Source organism: Pseudomonas fitomaticsae, from assembly GCF_021018765.1.
GTDB classification, from domain to species: domain Bacteria; phylum Pseudomonadota; class Gammaproteobacteria; order Pseudomonadales; family Pseudomonadaceae; genus Aquipseudomonas; species Aquipseudomonas fitomaticsae.
This window is the reverse complement of record NZ_CP075567.1, coordinates 1,459,146-1,475,277: the sequence shown is the minus strand read 5'-3', so window position 1 is coordinate 1,475,277 and position 16,132 is coordinate 1,459,146. Positions and strand designations below refer to the sequence as shown.

At 62.2% G+C, this 16,132-nt stretch carries 13 protein-coding genes; 3 read left to right on the top strand and 10 right to left on the bottom strand.

Features of this window, described 5'->3' with window-relative positions; translation table 11 throughout:
- Positions 1 to 6: 6 nt before the first annotated feature.
- From KJY40_RS06495 to KJY40_RS06450, 10 genes are all read right to left on the bottom strand, one after another.
- Positions 7 to 711 carry a TetR/AcrR family transcriptional regulator gene (locus tag KJY40_RS06495; RefSeq protein ID WP_011332647.1) on the bottom strand — a complete coding sequence of 235 codons (705 nt, stop codon included), beginning with the start codon at positions 709 to 711 and terminating at the stop codon, positions 7 to 9.
- 118 nt (positions 712 to 829) lie between these two features.
- Positions 830 to 2,332, bottom strand: coding sequence for a lysine--tRNA ligase (gene lysS, locus KJY40_RS06490; RefSeq protein ID WP_007954693.1), 1,503 nt, complete (start codon positions 2,330 to 2,332; stop codon positions 830 to 832).
- A gap of 69 nt (positions 2,333 to 2,401) precedes the next feature.
- A protein-coding gene (gene prfB / locus KJY40_RS06485; protein ID WP_102621447.1) for a peptide chain release factor 2 occupies positions 2,402 to 3,497 on the bottom strand; the annotation gives its coding sequence in 2 pieces (ribosomal slippage) (positions 2,402 to 3,424 and positions 3,426 to 3,497; 1,095 coding nt in all).
- A 106-nt stretch (positions 3,498 to 3,603) separates the two neighbouring features.
- Complete coding sequence (locus tag KJY40_RS06480) at positions 3,604 to 4,605, bottom strand: response regulator (protein WP_039769610.1); 1,002 nt, start codon at positions 4,603 to 4,605, stop codon at positions 3,604 to 3,606.
- Positions 4,606 to 4,653: 48 nt separating this feature from the next.
- Complete coding sequence (cheB, locus tag KJY40_RS06475) at positions 4,654 to 5,664, bottom strand: chemotaxis response regulator protein-glutamate methylesterase (protein ID WP_007954689.1); 1,011 nt, start codon at positions 5,662 to 5,664, stop codon at positions 4,654 to 4,656.
- Positions 5,661 to 7,955 (bottom strand): hybrid sensor histidine kinase/response regulator, encoded by a 2,295-nt coding sequence (locus tag KJY40_RS06470; protein ID WP_230735681.1) that lies wholly within the window; start codon positions 7,953 to 7,955, stop codon positions 5,661 to 5,663. The genes cheB and KJY40_RS06470 overlap by 4 nt, the downstream gene beginning before the upstream one ends.
- Positions 7,952 to 8,635, bottom strand: a complete 684-nt coding sequence (locus KJY40_RS06465) for a chemotaxis protein CheW (RefSeq protein ID WP_230735679.1) — start codon at positions 8,633 to 8,635, stop codon at positions 7,952 to 7,954. Before KJY40_RS06465 ends, KJY40_RS06470 begins: the two co-directional genes overlap by 4 nt.
- Positions 8,632 to 9,909, bottom strand: coding sequence for a CheR family methyltransferase (locus KJY40_RS06460; RefSeq protein ID WP_230735677.1), 1,278 nt, complete (start codon positions 9,907 to 9,909; stop codon positions 8,632 to 8,634). Before KJY40_RS06460 ends, KJY40_RS06465 begins: the two co-directional genes overlap by 4 nt.
- Complete coding sequence (locus KJY40_RS06455) at positions 9,906 to 10,442, bottom strand: chemotaxis protein CheW (RefSeq protein ID WP_230735675.1); 537 nt, start codon at positions 10,440 to 10,442, stop codon at positions 9,906 to 9,908. Before KJY40_RS06455 ends, KJY40_RS06460 begins: the two co-directional genes overlap by 4 nt.
- Positions 10,442 to 12,064, bottom strand: a complete 1,623-nt coding sequence (locus KJY40_RS06450; protein ID WP_039769604.1) for a methyl-accepting chemotaxis protein — start codon at positions 12,062 to 12,064, stop codon at positions 10,442 to 10,444. Before KJY40_RS06450 ends, KJY40_RS06455 begins: the two co-directional genes overlap by 1 nt.
- Positions 12,065 to 12,591: 527 nt before the next feature.
- On the opposite strand from KJY40_RS06450, the gene KJY40_RS06445 reads away from it, so the two are divergent.
- The 3 genes from KJY40_RS06445 to KJY40_RS06435 all read left to right on the top strand — a co-directional run bounded on the left by KJY40_RS06445 (position 12,592) and on the right by KJY40_RS06435 (position 16,131).
- Positions 12,592 to 13,107, top strand: coding sequence for an Hcp family type VI secretion system effector (locus KJY40_RS06445; protein ID WP_007949952.1), 516 nt, complete (start codon positions 12,592 to 12,594; stop codon positions 13,105 to 13,107).
- 127 nt (positions 13,108 to 13,234) lie between these two features.
- On the top strand, positions 13,235 to 15,313 hold the full coding sequence (gene tssI / locus KJY40_RS06440; RefSeq protein WP_321576987.1) for a type VI secretion system Vgr family protein: 2,079 nt from the start codon (positions 13,235 to 13,237) through the stop codon (positions 15,311 to 15,313).
- Positions 15,298 to 16,131, top strand: a complete 834-nt coding sequence (locus KJY40_RS06435) for a DUF4123 domain-containing protein (protein WP_230735673.1) — start codon at positions 15,298 to 15,300, stop codon at positions 16,129 to 16,131. The genes tssI and KJY40_RS06435 overlap by 16 nt, the downstream gene beginning before the upstream one ends.
- Position 16,132 lies beyond the last annotated feature (1 nt).

Here is a 16,132-nt window from a genome sequence, read left to right as displayed (position 1 = left end):
ATTGCGTTACACCGACGCGAGTACCAGGTGCATATAGCGCGTCAGAATGCCGAGCATGTCCTCTTCGGCCAAAGGCTCGGCGTCGTTGAGCAGGCCCTGATATTCCATCCGTCCGATAATCGCCGTCAACACCTTGGCATCCTGCTGCGGCTCGCGTGAGCCCAATACCTGGAACAACTGGCAGGTGCCCTGCAACAGAATCTGCTGATGGGAACGCACCAGTTCCGCCAGACGCGGGTTGAGCAGCGCTTCCTGACGGAATGCCTGCTCCGCCATCAAATGCTCGCGACGGTTGACCAGTTGCCGGTGCACGTAGTCGGCCATCAACCGGGCGATATCGTCGGCCAGTTGCGAACGCGACTCCGGGCTGCCGTCGCCGCTGACCACCATTTCGCGCAGCAGGCCTTCGTTGTTGATCCACAGCTTGGCCATATAGGCCGCGCTGCGTTCAACGTACTGGGCGAAGGTATCGGTGAGCAGGTCATCGATGTCCTTGAAGTAATACGTGGTGGCCGACAGCGGCACACCGGCCTCGGCCGCCACCGCCCGGTGACGCACGGCCCGCACGCCGTCGCGTACGACAATGCGCATCGCCGCATCGAGAATGTCCTGTCGACGCTGTTCACTGCCCTGCCGGCTGGCCTTGCGGCCCTGGTACTGAACACTTTCAGCGACCGCAGTGGCGATTCCCGCTGCACCCTCTTGAGCCATTGCACCGATCACGACAGGCATACCTCTGTTGTTTTCTTCAAAATTAACCATTTGATACGTTTGTACCAGACAGGCAATAAAAAGCCGCCCATTTCAGGCGGCTTTTTTATTGAAACACTTACGCTTGTGGCCGCATGTGCGGGAACAGGATCACGTCGCGGATCGACGGGGAGTTGGTCAGCAGCATCACCAGACGGTCGATGCCGATACCTTCACCGGCCGTTGGCGGCATGCCGTACTCCAGCGCACGAACGAAGTCAGCGTCGTAGTGCATGGCTTCGTCGTCGCCGGCGTCCTTGTCGGCCACCTGCGCCATGAAGCGCTCGGCCTGGTCTTCCGCATCGTTCAACTCGGAATAGGCGTTGGCGATTTCACGGCCGCCGATGAACAGCTCGAAGCGGTCGGTGACGTTCGGGTTGTCGTCGTTGCGACGGGCCAGCGGCGACACTTCGAACGGGTACTGGGTAATGAAGTGCGGCTGTTCCAGCTTGTGCTCGACCAGCTCTTCGAAAATCATCACCTGCAGTTTGCCCAGACCTTCGAAGCCCAGGACCTTGGCGCCGGCCTTCTTGGCGATGGCGCGAGCCTTGTCGATGTCGTTCAGGTCATCGGCGGTCAGCTCAGGGTTGTACTTGAGGATCGAGTCGAACACCGACAGGCGTACGAACGGCTCGCCGAAGTGGAACACCTTGTCGCCGTACGGCACGTCGGTGCTGCCCAGAACCAGCTGCGCCAGCTCGCGGAACAGTTCTTCGGTCAGGTCCATGTTGTCTTCGTAGTCGGCGTAAGCCTGGTAGAACTCCAACATGGTGAATTCAGGGTTGTGACGAGTCGAAACGCCTTCGTTACGGAAGTTGCGGTTGATCTCGAACACTTTTTCGAAGCCGCCAACCACCAGACGCTTGAGGTACAGCTCCGGGGCGATACGCAGGAACATTTCCATGTCCAGCGCGTTGTGGTGGGTTTCGAACGGCTTGGCCGCGGCGCCGCCAGGAATGGTCTGCAGCATCGGCGTTTCGACTTCGAGGAAGTCGCGCTTCATCAGGAAGCTGCGGATGTGCGCGATCACTTGCGAACGGACACGGAAGGTCTGACGCACGTCTTCGTTGACGATCAGGTCAACGTAGCGCTGACGGTAGCGCTGTTCGGTGTCGGTCAGGCCGTGGTGCTTGTCCGGCAGCGGGCGCAGGGATTTGGTCAGCAGGCGTACGCTGGTCATCTCGACGTACAGGTCGCCCTTGCCGGAACGGGCCAGGGTGCCTTCGGCGGCGATGATGTCGCCCATGTCCCAGGTTTTCACCGCGGCCAGGGTTTCTTCGGACAGGGTCTTGCGGTTGACGTAGACCTGGATGCGACCGGTCATGTCCTGGATCACCATGAACGAGCCACGGTTGAGCATGATGCGACCTGCAACCTTGACCGGGATCGCAGCCTCTGCCAGCTCTTCCTTGGTCTTGTCCGCGTACTGTTTCTGCAGTGCTTCGCAGTAGTTTTCGCGGCGGAAGTCGTTCGGGAAGGCATTGCCCTTGGCGCGCTCGGCAGCAAGCTTTTCCTTGCGCAGGGCGATCAGGGAGTTTTCTTCCTGTTGCAGGGCTTGCGGGTCGAGTTGTTGGTCGCTCATGTCTTTAAATATTCCATCACAGGTTCGTTGCCCCCGCCGATGGCGGGGGACTTGAGGTCGGGTGAAAGCTTACAGGCCCGATTTCAGGCTGGCTTCCAGGTATTCGTCGATGTCGCCGTCGAGCACCTTGTCGCAGTCACTGCGTTCGATGTTGGTGCGCAGATCCTTGATCCGCGACGCATCGAGCACGTACGAACGGATCTGGTGACCCCAGCCGATATCCGACTTGGTGTCTTCCAGCGCCTGGGACGCCGCGTTGCGCTTCTGCATTTCCTGCTCGTACAACTTGGCCCGCAGCATTTTCATGGCGGTGTCCTTGTTGGCGTGCTGGGAACGTTCGTTCTGGCAGCTCACCACGGTGTTGGTCGGTACGTGGGTGATACGTACGGCCGAGTCGGTGGTGTTTACGTGCTGACCACCAGCACCGGAGGAACGATAGGTGTCGATCCGCAGGTCTGCCGGGTTGATTTCGATTTCCACCTTGTCGTCGATCTCTGGCGAGACGAAAACCGCGGAGAACGAGGTGTGGCGACGGTTGCCGGAGTCGAACGGGCTCTTGCGCACCAGACGATGCACGCCGATCTCGGTACGCAGCCAGCCAAAGGCGTATTCGCCCTTGATGTGCACGGTCGCACCCTTGATCCCGGCGACTTCACCGGCCGACAGCTCCATGATGGTCGCGTCGAAACCGCGCTTGTCGGCCCAGCGCAGGTACATGCGCAGCAGGATGTTGGCCCAGTCCTGGGCTTCGGTGCCGCCGGAACCGGCCTGGATGTCCAGGTAGGCGTTGTTCGGGTCCATCTCGTGGCTGAACATACGGCGGAATTCGAGCTTGGACAGGGACTCTTCGAGACCTTGAAGGACTTCGACGACGTCGTTGACCGCGCCCTCGTCGTTCTCTTCAACGGCCATGTCCAGCAGCTCGCGGCAATCGGCCAGGCCACCGTTCAGTTCGTCGAGGGTATCGACGATCTGCGCCAGCGCAGCGCGCTCGCGGCCCAGTTCCTGGGCGTATTCGGGTTTGTTCCAGACTGCAGGATCTTCAAGCTCGCGATTGACTTCGATCAGACGCTCATGCTTTTGATCGTAGTCAAAGATACCCCCGAATAGTTTCGGAGCGCTCGGACAGGTCCTTGATGGTGTTCAGGATCGGGTTGATTTCCATGACGGGCAGCACTCGTTGGCGAACTTTTGAAAGCCGGCGAGTATAACGTAATCAAGCTGTCACGGCAGCCCGTCTGGCGGCTCTTGAGGCGAATGAACCCGATGGTTCATTCGATCCCCACCTGATTGCGCCCGTTGTTCTTGGCCAGGTACAGGCCACGGTCCGCCGCCGAGATCAGCAACCGGCAGTCGCTGCCCGACTCCGGCACCATGGTTGCCAGGCCGATGCTGATGGTCAGGCTCGAGCCTTCAGCGGGGGCATTGTGCGGAATCTTCAGCGCCGCGACCGTCTGGCGCAGCTTTTCCGCCACCAGCCGCGCCCCGCCCGGCGAGGTGTTGGGCAACACCAGCGCAAATTCTTCGCCGCCATAACGCGCCGGCAGATCGGACGGCCGGGCACTGGCCTCGCGGATTGCGGTGGCGACCTTGCGCAAGGCCTCGTCGCCTTCGACGTGGCCGAAGGTGTCGTTGTAGGACTTGAAGTAATCGACGTCGATCATCAGCAGCGATAACTGGCTCTGGTCGCGCAGCGAGCGGCGCCATTCCAGTTCCAGGTATTCGTCGAAGTGCCGGCGGTTGGACAGCCCGGTCAGGCCGTCGGAGTTCATCAGGCGCTGCAACACCAGGTTGGTGTCGAGCAATTGCTGCTGGCTGACCCGCAACGCGCGGTAGGCCGCGTCCCGTTGCAGCAACGTCATGTAGGAGCGCGAGTGATAGCGGATGCGCGCCACCAGTTCGATGTTGTCCGGCAGTTTCACCAGGTAATCGTTGGCCCCGGCGGAGAACGCCGCACTTTTGATCAGCGGGTCTTCCTTGGTCGACAGGACGATGATCGGGATGTCCTTGGTCGCCGGGTGATTGCGGTACTCGCGCACCAGGCTCAGGCCGTCGAGGCCGGGCATCACCAGATCCTGCAGGATCACGGTCGGCTTGATCCGCACCGCGTGGGCCACGGCCTGATGCGGGTCGGAGCAGAAGTGGAAGTCGATGTTCTCTTCATTCGACAGCCCACGGCGCACGGCTTCGCCGATCATCGCCTGATCGTCCACCAACAACACCATGGCGGCGTTCTCGTCGGTTTTGATGTCATCGATCTGTAAGTCATTCATGGGCGGTCACCTGAGTGCTGCGGGGGCCAGGATTGCGGAGGAACGTGTTCATTTAGGGAAAATCTCCAGCAATCGTGGCGCTATCTTTTCCAGTGGACGGATTTCTACGGCCGCGTCGATGGCTGCGGCAGCCTTGGGCATGCCGTACACCGCACTGCTCTGCTGATCCTGCGCGATGGTCAGGTAACCCTGTTGGCGCATGAGCTTAAGCCCTTGAGCCCCGTCGCGTCCCATCCCTGTCAATAAAACCCCTACGGCGTCACCATTCCAGTAGTTGGCGACGCTTTCGAAAAACACGTCGATCGAGGGGCGGTAGATCTCGTTGACCGGCTCGGCGGTGTAGGCCAGCGTGCCGTTCTTGAGCAAACGAATATGGTGGTTGGTGCCGGCCAGCAGCACCGCGCCGGCCTGCGGCGGTTCGCCTTCGCGGGCCAGACGCACGTCCAGGCCGCTGGCGCTGGCCAGCCATTCGGCCATGCCGGCGGCGAACACCTGATCGACATGCTGCACCAGCACGATGGCCGCCGAAAAGTGGCGCGGCAGGCCTTTGAGCAAGACTTCCAGCGCCGCGGGGCCACCGGCCGAAGAACCGATCGCCACCAGTCGCTGGCGCGAGGCGGTACTGCGCGGTGTCGCAGGTGCCGGACGCGAGCGGGCGGTTTTCTCGCCGATCAGCCAGCCGATGTTGAGGATCTTGCGCAGCAGCGGTGCCGCCGCTTCCTGAGGATTGCCACCGCCGATGGCCGGGGTGTCGACCACGTCCAGCGCGCCGTGGCCCATGGCTTCGAACACCCGGTGCACGTTCTGCTGGCGGTCCACGGTGACGATGACAATCGCACACGGGCTCTCGGCCATGATCCGGCGGGTGGCCTCGACGCCATCCATCACCGGCATGATCAGGTCCATCAGGATCAGGTCCGGGGTGTTTTCCGCGCACAGGCGCACCGCTTCGGCGCCGTTGCTGGCAACCCACACCACCTGATGCGCCGGCTCGAAGGCCAGCGCGCGGCGCAGGGCCTCCACCGCCAGAGGCATGTCGTTGACGATTGCGATCTTCATGCCCGCGCTCCTCCGATGAGCTCAACCACCGCGTCGAGCAGGGCGTCGTCATGAAAACTGGCCTTGGCCAGATAATAGTCGGCGCCGGCGTCCAGTCCACGGCGACGATCTTCCTCGCGATCCTTGTACGACACCACCATCACCGGCAGCGATTGCAGACGGTTGTCGCGGCGCAGCAGCGAGACCAGTTCGATGCCGTCCATGCGCGGCATGTCGATGTCGGTGATCAGCAGATCGAAGTCCTCGGAGCGCAGGGCGTTCCAGCCGTCCATGCCATCCACCGCAACGGCCACGTCGTAGCCGCGATTGAGCAGCAGCTTGCGTTGCAGTTCGCGCACGGTCAGCGAGTCGTCGACCACCAGAATCCGCTTGCGCGCCGCTTCTGCGGCCTGATGGCCGTGGCGCGCGATGCGTTCCAGACGCCCGGTGTTGAGCAGTTTGTCCACCGACCGCAGCATGTCTTCGACATCGACGATCAGCACCACCGAACCATCGTCGAGCAAGGCCCCGGCGGAAATGTCCTGCACCTTGCCCAGCCGCTCGTCCAGCGGCAGCACCACCAGCGTGCGCTCGCCGATGAAGCGCTCGACCGCCACGCCATAGATCGCGTCGCGTTCGCGGATCACCACGACTTTCAGGGTGTCGCCGCTGTTCTGGCTGGCCGGGCGTTGCAGCAATTGACTGGCCGCAACCAGCCCGACGTGCCGACCTTCGTGCCAGAAATGCTGGCGCCCTTCGACCTGCACGATGTCGTCCGGCGCCAGGTCGCACATGCGCTCGATGTGCGCCAGCGGGAAGGCATAAGCCTCGTCGCCGACTTCCACCACCAGGCTGCGCACCACGGAAAGGGTCAGCGGCACTTCCAGATGGAAGCGACTGCCCTCGCCTGCCGTCTGCTCCAGCACCACCGCACCGCGCAACTGGCGAACCATGTGCTGAACGGCATCAAGGCCGACGCCGCGACCGGAGACCTCGGTGACCTTGTCCCGCAGGCTGAAACCCGGCAGGAACAGGAAGGTCAGCAGTTCTTCTTCACTCAATTGCGCGGCGGTTTCGGCGGGCGACAACTGGCGTTCGACGATGCTGCGGCGGACCTTTTCCAGATCGACACCATTGCCGTCGTCGCTCAACTCCAGCACCAGCAGACCGGCCTGATGCGAGGCACGCAGACGGATCAGACCTTCCTCGGACTTGCCTTTGAGCAGGCGCTCTTCCGGGGTTTCGATGCCATGATCGACTGCGTTGCGCAGCAGGTGAGTGAGCGGTGCTTCGAGCTTTTCCAACACATCGCGATCAACCTGAGTCTTCTCGCCCTCGATCTCCAGCCGCACCTGTTTGCCGAGGCTGCGACCGAGGTCGCGCACCATCCGCACCTGCCCGGACAACACATCGGCGAATGGCCGCATGCGGCAGGCCAGCGCGGTGTCGTAGAGCACTTGTGCGCGCTGGCTGGCTTGCCAGGCAAACTCGTCGAGTTCGGCGTTTTTCTCTGCCAGCAGTTGCTGGGATTCGGCGAGCAAACGTCGCGCGTCTTCCAGTGCCTCCTGAGCTTCAAGGCTCAGGGCGTGTTCCTTGAGATGAACGTTGAGACTTTCCAGCGCCCGCAGGCCATTGTTCTGCATGCGTTTGAGGCGCTGCATGGTGGCCAGGTGCGGCTTGAGGCGCTGGGTTTCCACCAGGGATTTGCTCGACAGGTCGAGCAGACTGTTCAGGCGTTCAGCGGTGACCCGCAGCACCCGCTCGCCACCTTCGGTGGTGCGTTTGCTCTTGCGCGGGGCGGGCTCCGGCTCGGCAACCTCGACCGGGATTTCAACCGGCGCCGGCTCAGCCACCGGCGGTGGCTGTAGCTGCAACTCGGCCATCGGTGGCGCACTCGGAGCGGCGGGCACCACGGCCGGTGCCGTCGGGTCGAGCAAACCGCCCATCAACGCCACGTAAGCCTCGATGTCCGCCGGTTGCGGGCCATTGGCCGGGGTGGCGATGCGCATCAGCAAATCGGTGCCCTGCAACAGCGCGTCGATATGTTCCGGGCGCAGGAACAACCGCCCTTCCTGGGCGCTGACCAGACAATCTTCCATCACGTGGGCAACGCTGACGCCGCTGTCGATGCCGACAATCCGCGCCGCGCCTTTCAATGAGTGCGCCGCACGCATGCACGATTCGAGCTGATCGGCCTGGGTCGGGTTGCGCTCCAGCGCCAGCAGCCCGGCGCTGAGCACCTGGGTCTGGGCTTCGGCTTCGAGGCTGAACAGCTCGAGCAGGGAGGCGTCGCGCATTTGCTCGGGGGTCATGTGAGGCTCCGGGACACGGCGGACAACAGCTGTTCTTCATCCAGCCAACGCAGGCTGCGACCTTTGAAAGGCAGCACGCCGCGGGTGTATTTGGCGCTGACATGCGCGCCGGAACGCGACGCGGCATCGAGGATTCGCTCGTCGATGGCGTGAATCCCGTCGACTTCGTCCACCGGCACCACCACCGGCCCGCCCTGGGCCGAGATGATCAGCATGCGCGGCATGATCCGCGCGCCGGTCGCCGGGGCTGCGTTGCTGTCGAGGTCGAGCAGTTCGACCAGCGACAGGCACGCCACCAGCGCACCACGCACGTTCGCCACGCCGAGCAAGGCCCGGGAGCGCTGGTGCGGCAGCGAGTGAATCGCCTGCAACGGCGCGACCTCCACCAGACTGCGCGTGGCCAGGCCGAGCCATTCTTCGCCGAGGCGGAACATCAGCAGCGAACGGGTCTTCAGCTCGGTTTCGACCTGAGTCGCCACCGGGTCGCGCTCGTCCTGCTGCAACGCATAGCGGTCGAGCAGTCGAGTCGCGGCGGCGGAATACACCGAGCAATTGCGGCAATGGATGTGCTCGTCCAGCAGCGGACAGGACTTGTCGCCGTGGATGCCGATGCGGTTCCAGCAATCGTCGATGGCCCGGGCGTCTTCGTGGGTGACGTTCAAGGTGTCGGACGGGATCATCGTTTACGCTCACTGTCGGCGGTGCGGCCGCTGCGGGCGGCGCGCTCCTGCAATCGTCTGGCGCCGGCCGTGTCGCCCTGGGCTTGCAGCAACGCAGCCAGGTGCATCAAGGCTTCTGGGTGTTGCGGTTCGAGGTACAGCGCCTTGCGGTAAAAGCCCTGGGCTTCGAGGGCGCTGCCGGCGACATCGCTGAGCAGGCCGAGCCAGTAAAACACCTGGGCCACCGGCTCATGGCTGCGCAAATACTGTTCGCACGCGGCCCGGGCTTCGGCGCTTTTGCCTTCGTTGGCCAAGGCGGCGATGTTGGCCAGCAAGGTCGCGGCGTCGGGGTTGGTGCTTTTAGCCGTCGCGGGCAACGGCGTCACGCCAGCAAACGGACGGTGGCGCACCGGCGGCGGTGGCGTGCTGCGCACCGGTTGGCGCAAAGGCAACGGCACCGGAATCGCGGTCGGCATCGGCAACGGCTCGGGCTGCGGTTCGCTGTGACGGCTGAAGGCGAAGGACTGCGCAATCCCGATCGAGCGCATGCCGAGCCGCCCGAGCAGACTGCCCTCGGCCGGGCCGATAAACAGCACGCCATCGACATGGGTCAGGCGCTTGAGCACGGCGAATACCTGCTGCTGGGTCGGCTGATCGAAATAGATCAGCAGGTTGCGACAGAACACGAAATCGAACGGCGGCTCGTTGACCAACAATGACGGATCGAGCACGTTGCCGACATGCAGGCGCACCTGCTCACGGACGATTTCATTGACCCGATACCCTTCGTTTTCGGCGAAAAAATGCCGCTCACGAAAGTCCAGCTCCTGGCCGCGAAACGAGTTCTTGCCGTACAGCGCCCGCCGCGCCTTGTCCACCGACAAGGGGCTGACGTCCATGCCATCGACCTTGAACTGATGGGGCTTGAGGCCCGCATCGAGCAACGCCATGGCAATCGAATAGGGTTCTTCACCGGTGGAGCACGGCAGGCTGAGAATGCGCAACGCGCGCATGTTGTTCAGCTCGCCCAGGCGTTTGCGCGCCAGTTTGCCGAGGGTGGCGAAGGATTCCGGGTAACGGAAAAACCAGGTCTCGGGGACGATTACCGCTTCGATCAGCGCCTGCTGTTCATCCCGCGAGCCTTGCAGCGTCTGCCAGTACTCATCGGCATTCACCGTTTGCGACAGGGTGATGCGCTGGCGCACGGCCCGCTCGATGATCGCCGGGCCGACCGAAGCGACGTCGAGGCCGATGCGTTCCTTGAGGAAGTCGAAGAAGCGCTGGTCGCTGCTCATGGCTGCTCCTCAAGCCGCGCCGGATCCAGCGGCGGTGTCGGGAACAGCAGCGTACGCACCGACTCGTCCAGCAAGTCGTTGACCCGCACCCACTGCACCAGCCCTTGCGCATCTTCACGCACCGGGCCCAGGTACGGCGTCTGACGATTGTCGAGGCCGTACGGCTGGAAATCATCCGGGTTGCAGCGCAAGGTGTCGGTGGCCTGTTCGAGGATCAGGCCCAGCCATTGCGAGGTTTGCGAGTCATCCGCGCGGTAATGCACCAGCACCAGTCGCGTGCTGGTGCGCGCTTGCGCAGGATGGCCGAACGTCAGGGCACTGAGGTCGATCACCGGCACCACCGTACCGCGATAGGCAAACACCCCCGCTACCCATTGCGGCGCCCGGGCAATCGGTTTCAACGGCAGGCGCGGCAGCACTTCGGCCACTTCAGTGGCGCGCAGTGCGTAGCGTTCGCTGCCGATGCGAAACAGCAGGAACAACGCCTGCTTCGCCACCGGCGCAGCGCTGCGTTTGGCGGTGATTTCGCTCATCAGACTTTGAATCGCGAAACGCCGCTGCGCAGGCCCACGGCCACCTGGCTCAGTTCGTCGATGGCGAAACTGGCCTGACGCAACGACTCGACCGTCTGGCTGCTGGCATCACCCAGCTGCACCAGCGCATGGTTGATCTGCTCGGCGCCGGTGGCCTGGGCCTGCATGCCCTCGTTGACCATCAACACCCGCGGCGCCAGCGCCTGCACCTGATGGATGATCTGCGACAGCTGCTCGCCGACCTGCTGCACCTCGGCCATGCCGCGACGCACTTCCTCGGAGAACTTGTCCATGCCCATCACCCCGGCGGACACCGCCGACTGGATCTCGCGGACCATCTGTTCGATGTCATAGGTGGCGACAGCAGTCTGATCCGCCAGACGTCGCACTTCGGTGGCGACCACGGCAAAACCGCGACCGTACTCGCCGGCCTTCTCCGCTTCGATCGCGGCGTTCAGGGACAACAGGTTGGTCTGGTCGGCAACCTTGACGATGGTCACCACCACCTGATTGATGTTGCCGGCCTTCTCGTTGAGGATCGCCAGTTTGGCGTTCACCAGATCCGCCGCGCCCATCACCGAATGCATGGTGTCTTCCATGCGCGCCAGACCCTGCTGCCCGGAACCGGCCAGCACCGAGGCCTGATCGGCGGCGGTGGAGACTTCGGTCATGGTGCGTACGAGGTCGCGGGAGGTCGCCGCGATCTCGCGAGACGTCGCGCCGATTTCAGTCGTGGTCGCAGCGGTTTCGGTGGCGGTGGCCTGCTGTTGCTTGGACGTAGCGGCGATTTCGGTCACCGAGGTGGTGACCTGCACCGACGAGCGCTGGGCCTGGGACACCAGCGAGGTGAGCTCGGTCATCATGTCGTTGAAGCCGGTTTCCACGGCGCCGAACTCATCCTTGCGGTCGAGGTTCAAGCGGCTGCTCAGATCGCCCGTGCGCATGATGTCGAGGATCTGCACGATGCGGTTCATCGGCGCCATGATCGCGCGCATCAGCAGCAGACCACAGAACCCGGCGGCCAGCACGGCCACCAGCAGCGAGACGAACATGCTGACCTTGGCCGCCGCGACGGCCTCGTCGATGTTGGCCATGGCCTTGTCGGCGACTTTCTTGTTCTCGCCAATGATGTCGTTGAGCTTCATCCGCCCCGAGTACCAGGTCGGAGTCAATTGCTCGTGGAACAGCTTGACGGCGTCGGCTTCCAGATTGCGTTTGTGCAGGTCGAGCACCGCATCCTGAATTTTCAGGTAGGCGTCGTGATATTTCTCGAACGCCGCGAATTCGAGCTTGTCCTCGTCCGTCACCACCGTGCCACGGTAATTGGCCATCTGTTCCTGAAGCCGGGATTCGAAAGCCTTGTAATCGGCCGCATCTTCACTGCTGACGCCCTGCCCCTCCTTGAGGCCCAGCAGTTCCTGGGTCTGCAGGTAACTGTCGACCCACGCGCCACGAATCATGGAGCTGTAGTAGACGCCGGGAATCGCGTCGTCACGGACGCTGTTTTCACTGGCCTCGATCTTCAGCAGCCGCGAATACGAGACGACCACCATCAGCAGCATGATGGCGATAATCACCGCAAAGCTCGCCAAAATGCGTTGGCGCAACGTCCAGTTCTTCACAGTCAGTCCTCGGGGCGGGTCGAAATGCGGGGGAGTATAGCTGAGGGCGGTGTTTCATTTATAAGACGGTTTGCCGCGCTCCGGCCTTCCGCTCATAAAACGCGATGGGCTCTGGACAGGGACTTTCAAGGAATCGGAGGGTGGCGTGCCAGTGACGCAATGGCAAAAAGGGGCGATGGATTGGCCAATTCGGTTTTCGATGGTCTGGCGACACAGTAGCCATGTGCCATGGTGCGCAACTTCTTGCGCACTTGTTTCGCGAAATCGCCGCCTGACTTCGCTACAGCCCCCGGTTACCGTCGCCTGTAGCCGAGTGCGCAACTTCTTGCGCAGTACTGCGCAAGAAGTTGCGCACTTTTGCTTTCATCGCTGTACAAAAAACGCTCAAACCCGCGAGCCAGAGCGGTGAAGTCCCCGGCTCCCGGGGGCGCACCAAAAGGTGGCACGCTCTTTGATTACAGTTCTGGCACCCACCGGGCGATTTCGCCTCCCGGGCACCCTAACTTTATCCGCAAGGAGCACCTCCCATGGCAACACCAGCGTACATGTCGGTTACCGGCGAAAAACAAGGCCTGATCACTGCCGGCGCCTTCACTGCCGACTCCGTTGGCAACACCTACCAGGAAGGCCACGAAGACCAGGTCATGGTTCAGGCTTTCACCCACGACGTGATCATCCCGCGTGACCCACAGTCCGGTCAGCCAACCGGTCAGCGCGTGCACAAGCCAGTTGTGATCACCAAGGTCTACGACAAGGCTTCGCCACTGCTGCAAGCAGCTCTGACTTCCGGCGAGCGCATGAGCGAAATCGTTATCCAGTGGTACCGCACTTCGGCTCAAGGTACCCAAGAGCACTACTACACCACCAAACTGGAAGACGCGATCATCGTCGCCATCAACAACAAAATGCACAACTGCCAGGATCCAGGCAACGCGCACTTCACCCACCTGGAAGAAGTGCAGTTCACCTACCGCAAAATCACCTGGACCCACGAAGTATCCGGTACTTCGGGTTCCGATGACTGGCGTGCTCCAGTCGTTTAATTACGGCTGATCGTTTCAAGCATCGGCCAGCTCTGCTGGTCGATGTTGTTTACGCCCCTCCAGAATTTCGCGTGCGTTGATCGTCTAGCGGTCGACGAACGCCGCTGTACAGCACGAGGAACAAGGGATGTTCGCGCCGGCCAATGAAACCCACTTTGCCCTGACCATCGAAGGTCTTTCCGCCGATTTCCAGGTGTTTACCCTCACCGGTCGGGAAGCCGTCAGCCAGCCTTTCGTATTCGAGGTGGAGCTGGTCAGTGAGCAGCCGTCGCTGGACCTCGAAACCCTGCTGCACAAACCGGCCTTCCTGCAACTGTCGCCCGGCGGCTGCGGCATCCACGGCCTGATCTACCGCGCCGCGCAAGGCGATTCCGGCAAGCGCCTGACGCGCTACTCCGTGACCCTGCGCCCGCAGCTTTCGTACCTCGCGCACCGGGTCAACCAGCGGATCTTCCAGAACCTCAGCGTGCCGAAAATCATCGGCAAGGTCCTCGAAGAACACGGTATCCAGGGCAACGCCTATGCGTTCCAGACCGGTTCGATCTACCCCGAGCGCCTCTACTGCGTGCAGTACGACGAATCGGACCTGCATTTCATCCAGCGCCTGTGCGAAGAAGAAGGCATTCACTACCACTTCCAGCACAGCGCCACGGGCCACAAACTGGTGTTCGGCGATGACCAGACGGTGTTCAAGAAACTGGCGCCGGTGGCCTATCAGCAGGACTCCGGCATGGTCGCCAGCGACCCGGTGATCAAACGCTTCGACCTGCGCCTGGAAACCCGCACCAGCCGCACCACCCGCCGCGACTACGACTTCGAAAAACCGCGCCTGACGCTGGAAAGCGAAAACCGCGGCGACGCCCTGCCCGACCTCGAGGATTACGATTACCCGGGCCGTTTCGTCGACCGCGAGCGCGGCAAACACCTGGCCAAACGCGCCCTTGAGCGCCACCGCAGCGACTTCCAGCTCGCCGAGGGTCGCAGCGATCAGCCGTTGCTGGTCAGCGGCCATTTCCTCGCGCTGAAAGAACACCCGAAAGCCAAGTGGAACGACCTCTGGCTGCTGACCGAAGTCCATCACGAAGGCAAGCAGCCGCAGGTGTTGGAAGAGTCGGTCACCAGTGACACCACCGCGCTGAAAGACGATTTCCACCAGGGCTACCGCAACCGCTTTCAGGCCACCCCATGGGACGTGCCGAACCGCCCGCCCCTGCGCCACCCGAAACCGCGCATCCTCGGCAGCCAGAGCGCCGTGGTCACCGGGCCCAAGGGTGAAGAAATCCACTGCGACGAATACGGCCGCGTCAAAGTCCAGTTCCACTGGGACCGCGACGGCCTCGCCGACGACAAGACCAGCTGCTGGCTGCGCGTTTCCAGCGCCTGGGCCGGCGCCCAGTACGGCGGCATCGCCATCCCGCGCATCGGCATGGAAGTGCTGGTGACCTTCCTCGAAGGCGACCCCGATCAGCCGCTGATCAGCGGCTGCCTGTACCACAAGGAAAACACCGTCCCCTACGCCCTGCCGGCGAACAAGACCCGCACCACCTTCAAGACCCTCAGCTCGATGGGTGGCGGCGGCTTCAACGAACTGCGCATCGAAGACAAGAAAGGCCAGGAGCAGATCTTCCTCCACGCCCAGCGCGACTGGGACGAAAACATCGAACACGACCAGAAAATCCGCGTCGGCAACGAACGCCACGACGTTGTGGAAAAAAACAGCTACACGGAATTCAAGGCCGAAGAACACCACACCGTCTACGAAGACCGCAAAGTCGAAGCACGGGACAACGACCACCTGACCGTGGGCGTGAACCAGCACATCAAGATCGGCACCGGGCAATTCATCGACGCGGGCCAGGAAATTCACCTGAGCAGCGGGATGAAGGTGGTGCTGGAGGCAGGGGCCGAACTGACGTTGGTCGGTGGCGGCAGCTTCATCAAGATCGATGGCGGCGGCGTGACCATGAGCGGGCCGGCAATCAACATCAACTCGGGTGGTGGACCGGGTAGCGGCACGGGTGCCGCCCCACTGCTGCCGGGGCCGTTGAAGCAGGCGGATACGGATAAGGCCGGGAAGTTGTTGGTGCCGGCCATGCTCAATCCGTTTGTACGAAAAAGCATGCAAGGCCTTCCCCTTGTTCCTGTCTGCGGAAAGCAATCCAACGGCGCTTGCTCACGAGAGGTTTGCCCATGTCTGCATGGCTGAGTCAATTCCTTGAACTACCAGTAGCCGCAGCGCCTTCGAGCAGCGGTGGAAGCCGTTCTCTGTATTGCATTATCGACAGTGTCCGCCAGCCCCACGCCCTCGAGCAGCTCTATCAGCAATCCGACCTGAACGGAGTGGAAAAACTGTTTCAGGACACGCCTTTTGCTGAAATGAATGATGTCAGCCCGCTTTGGCTTCAATTGAAACCGGGAAGCACCGCAGCAACCAAGGCCATTGAACTGTGCCGGGAGAATCGTTCAGGCATGCTTCTGACCTCCAGCGATACACCGGAAAACGCCTTACTGCATGCCCGTCGTCTGTTGCGAATGAACTCCCAATCCTACGGAGACTCTCTGGCGCGGTTCTACGACCCGGCTTTCTGGAGCGCATTGGCAATGACCGCCCCCGCACAGGCTCTCTACGGCCCATGGGAAAGTGTCCATATGCCGCCGGCTCATGTCGAAGATCAGAACTGGCGAACCTGGGAACGACCACACGACGTCAACGGCGCGAAAGATGAGTTCAGGTATCCCCTGCAATTGCACGACGACACGCTTGCCGCGTTCGATGAAATCCGCTGGTGGTATTGGATCAGGTCCCGGGAGGCTGAATCGGCCAATGGGTTGCCCGACAGTGAACTACCTGTGGTGTCGGAAAATTTGCAGTTACTGGTAGATCACGGCATTGACGAGGGGCGACATCTGGAGCGCTTGCTGCCGCAATTGAGGCAGAACCTCTTACAAGAACGCACCGACGCCATGAACGTGCTGAGCAGCGAGATGCCGGCATTCGAGAAAGTACAACGACTGGAAGTCTGAG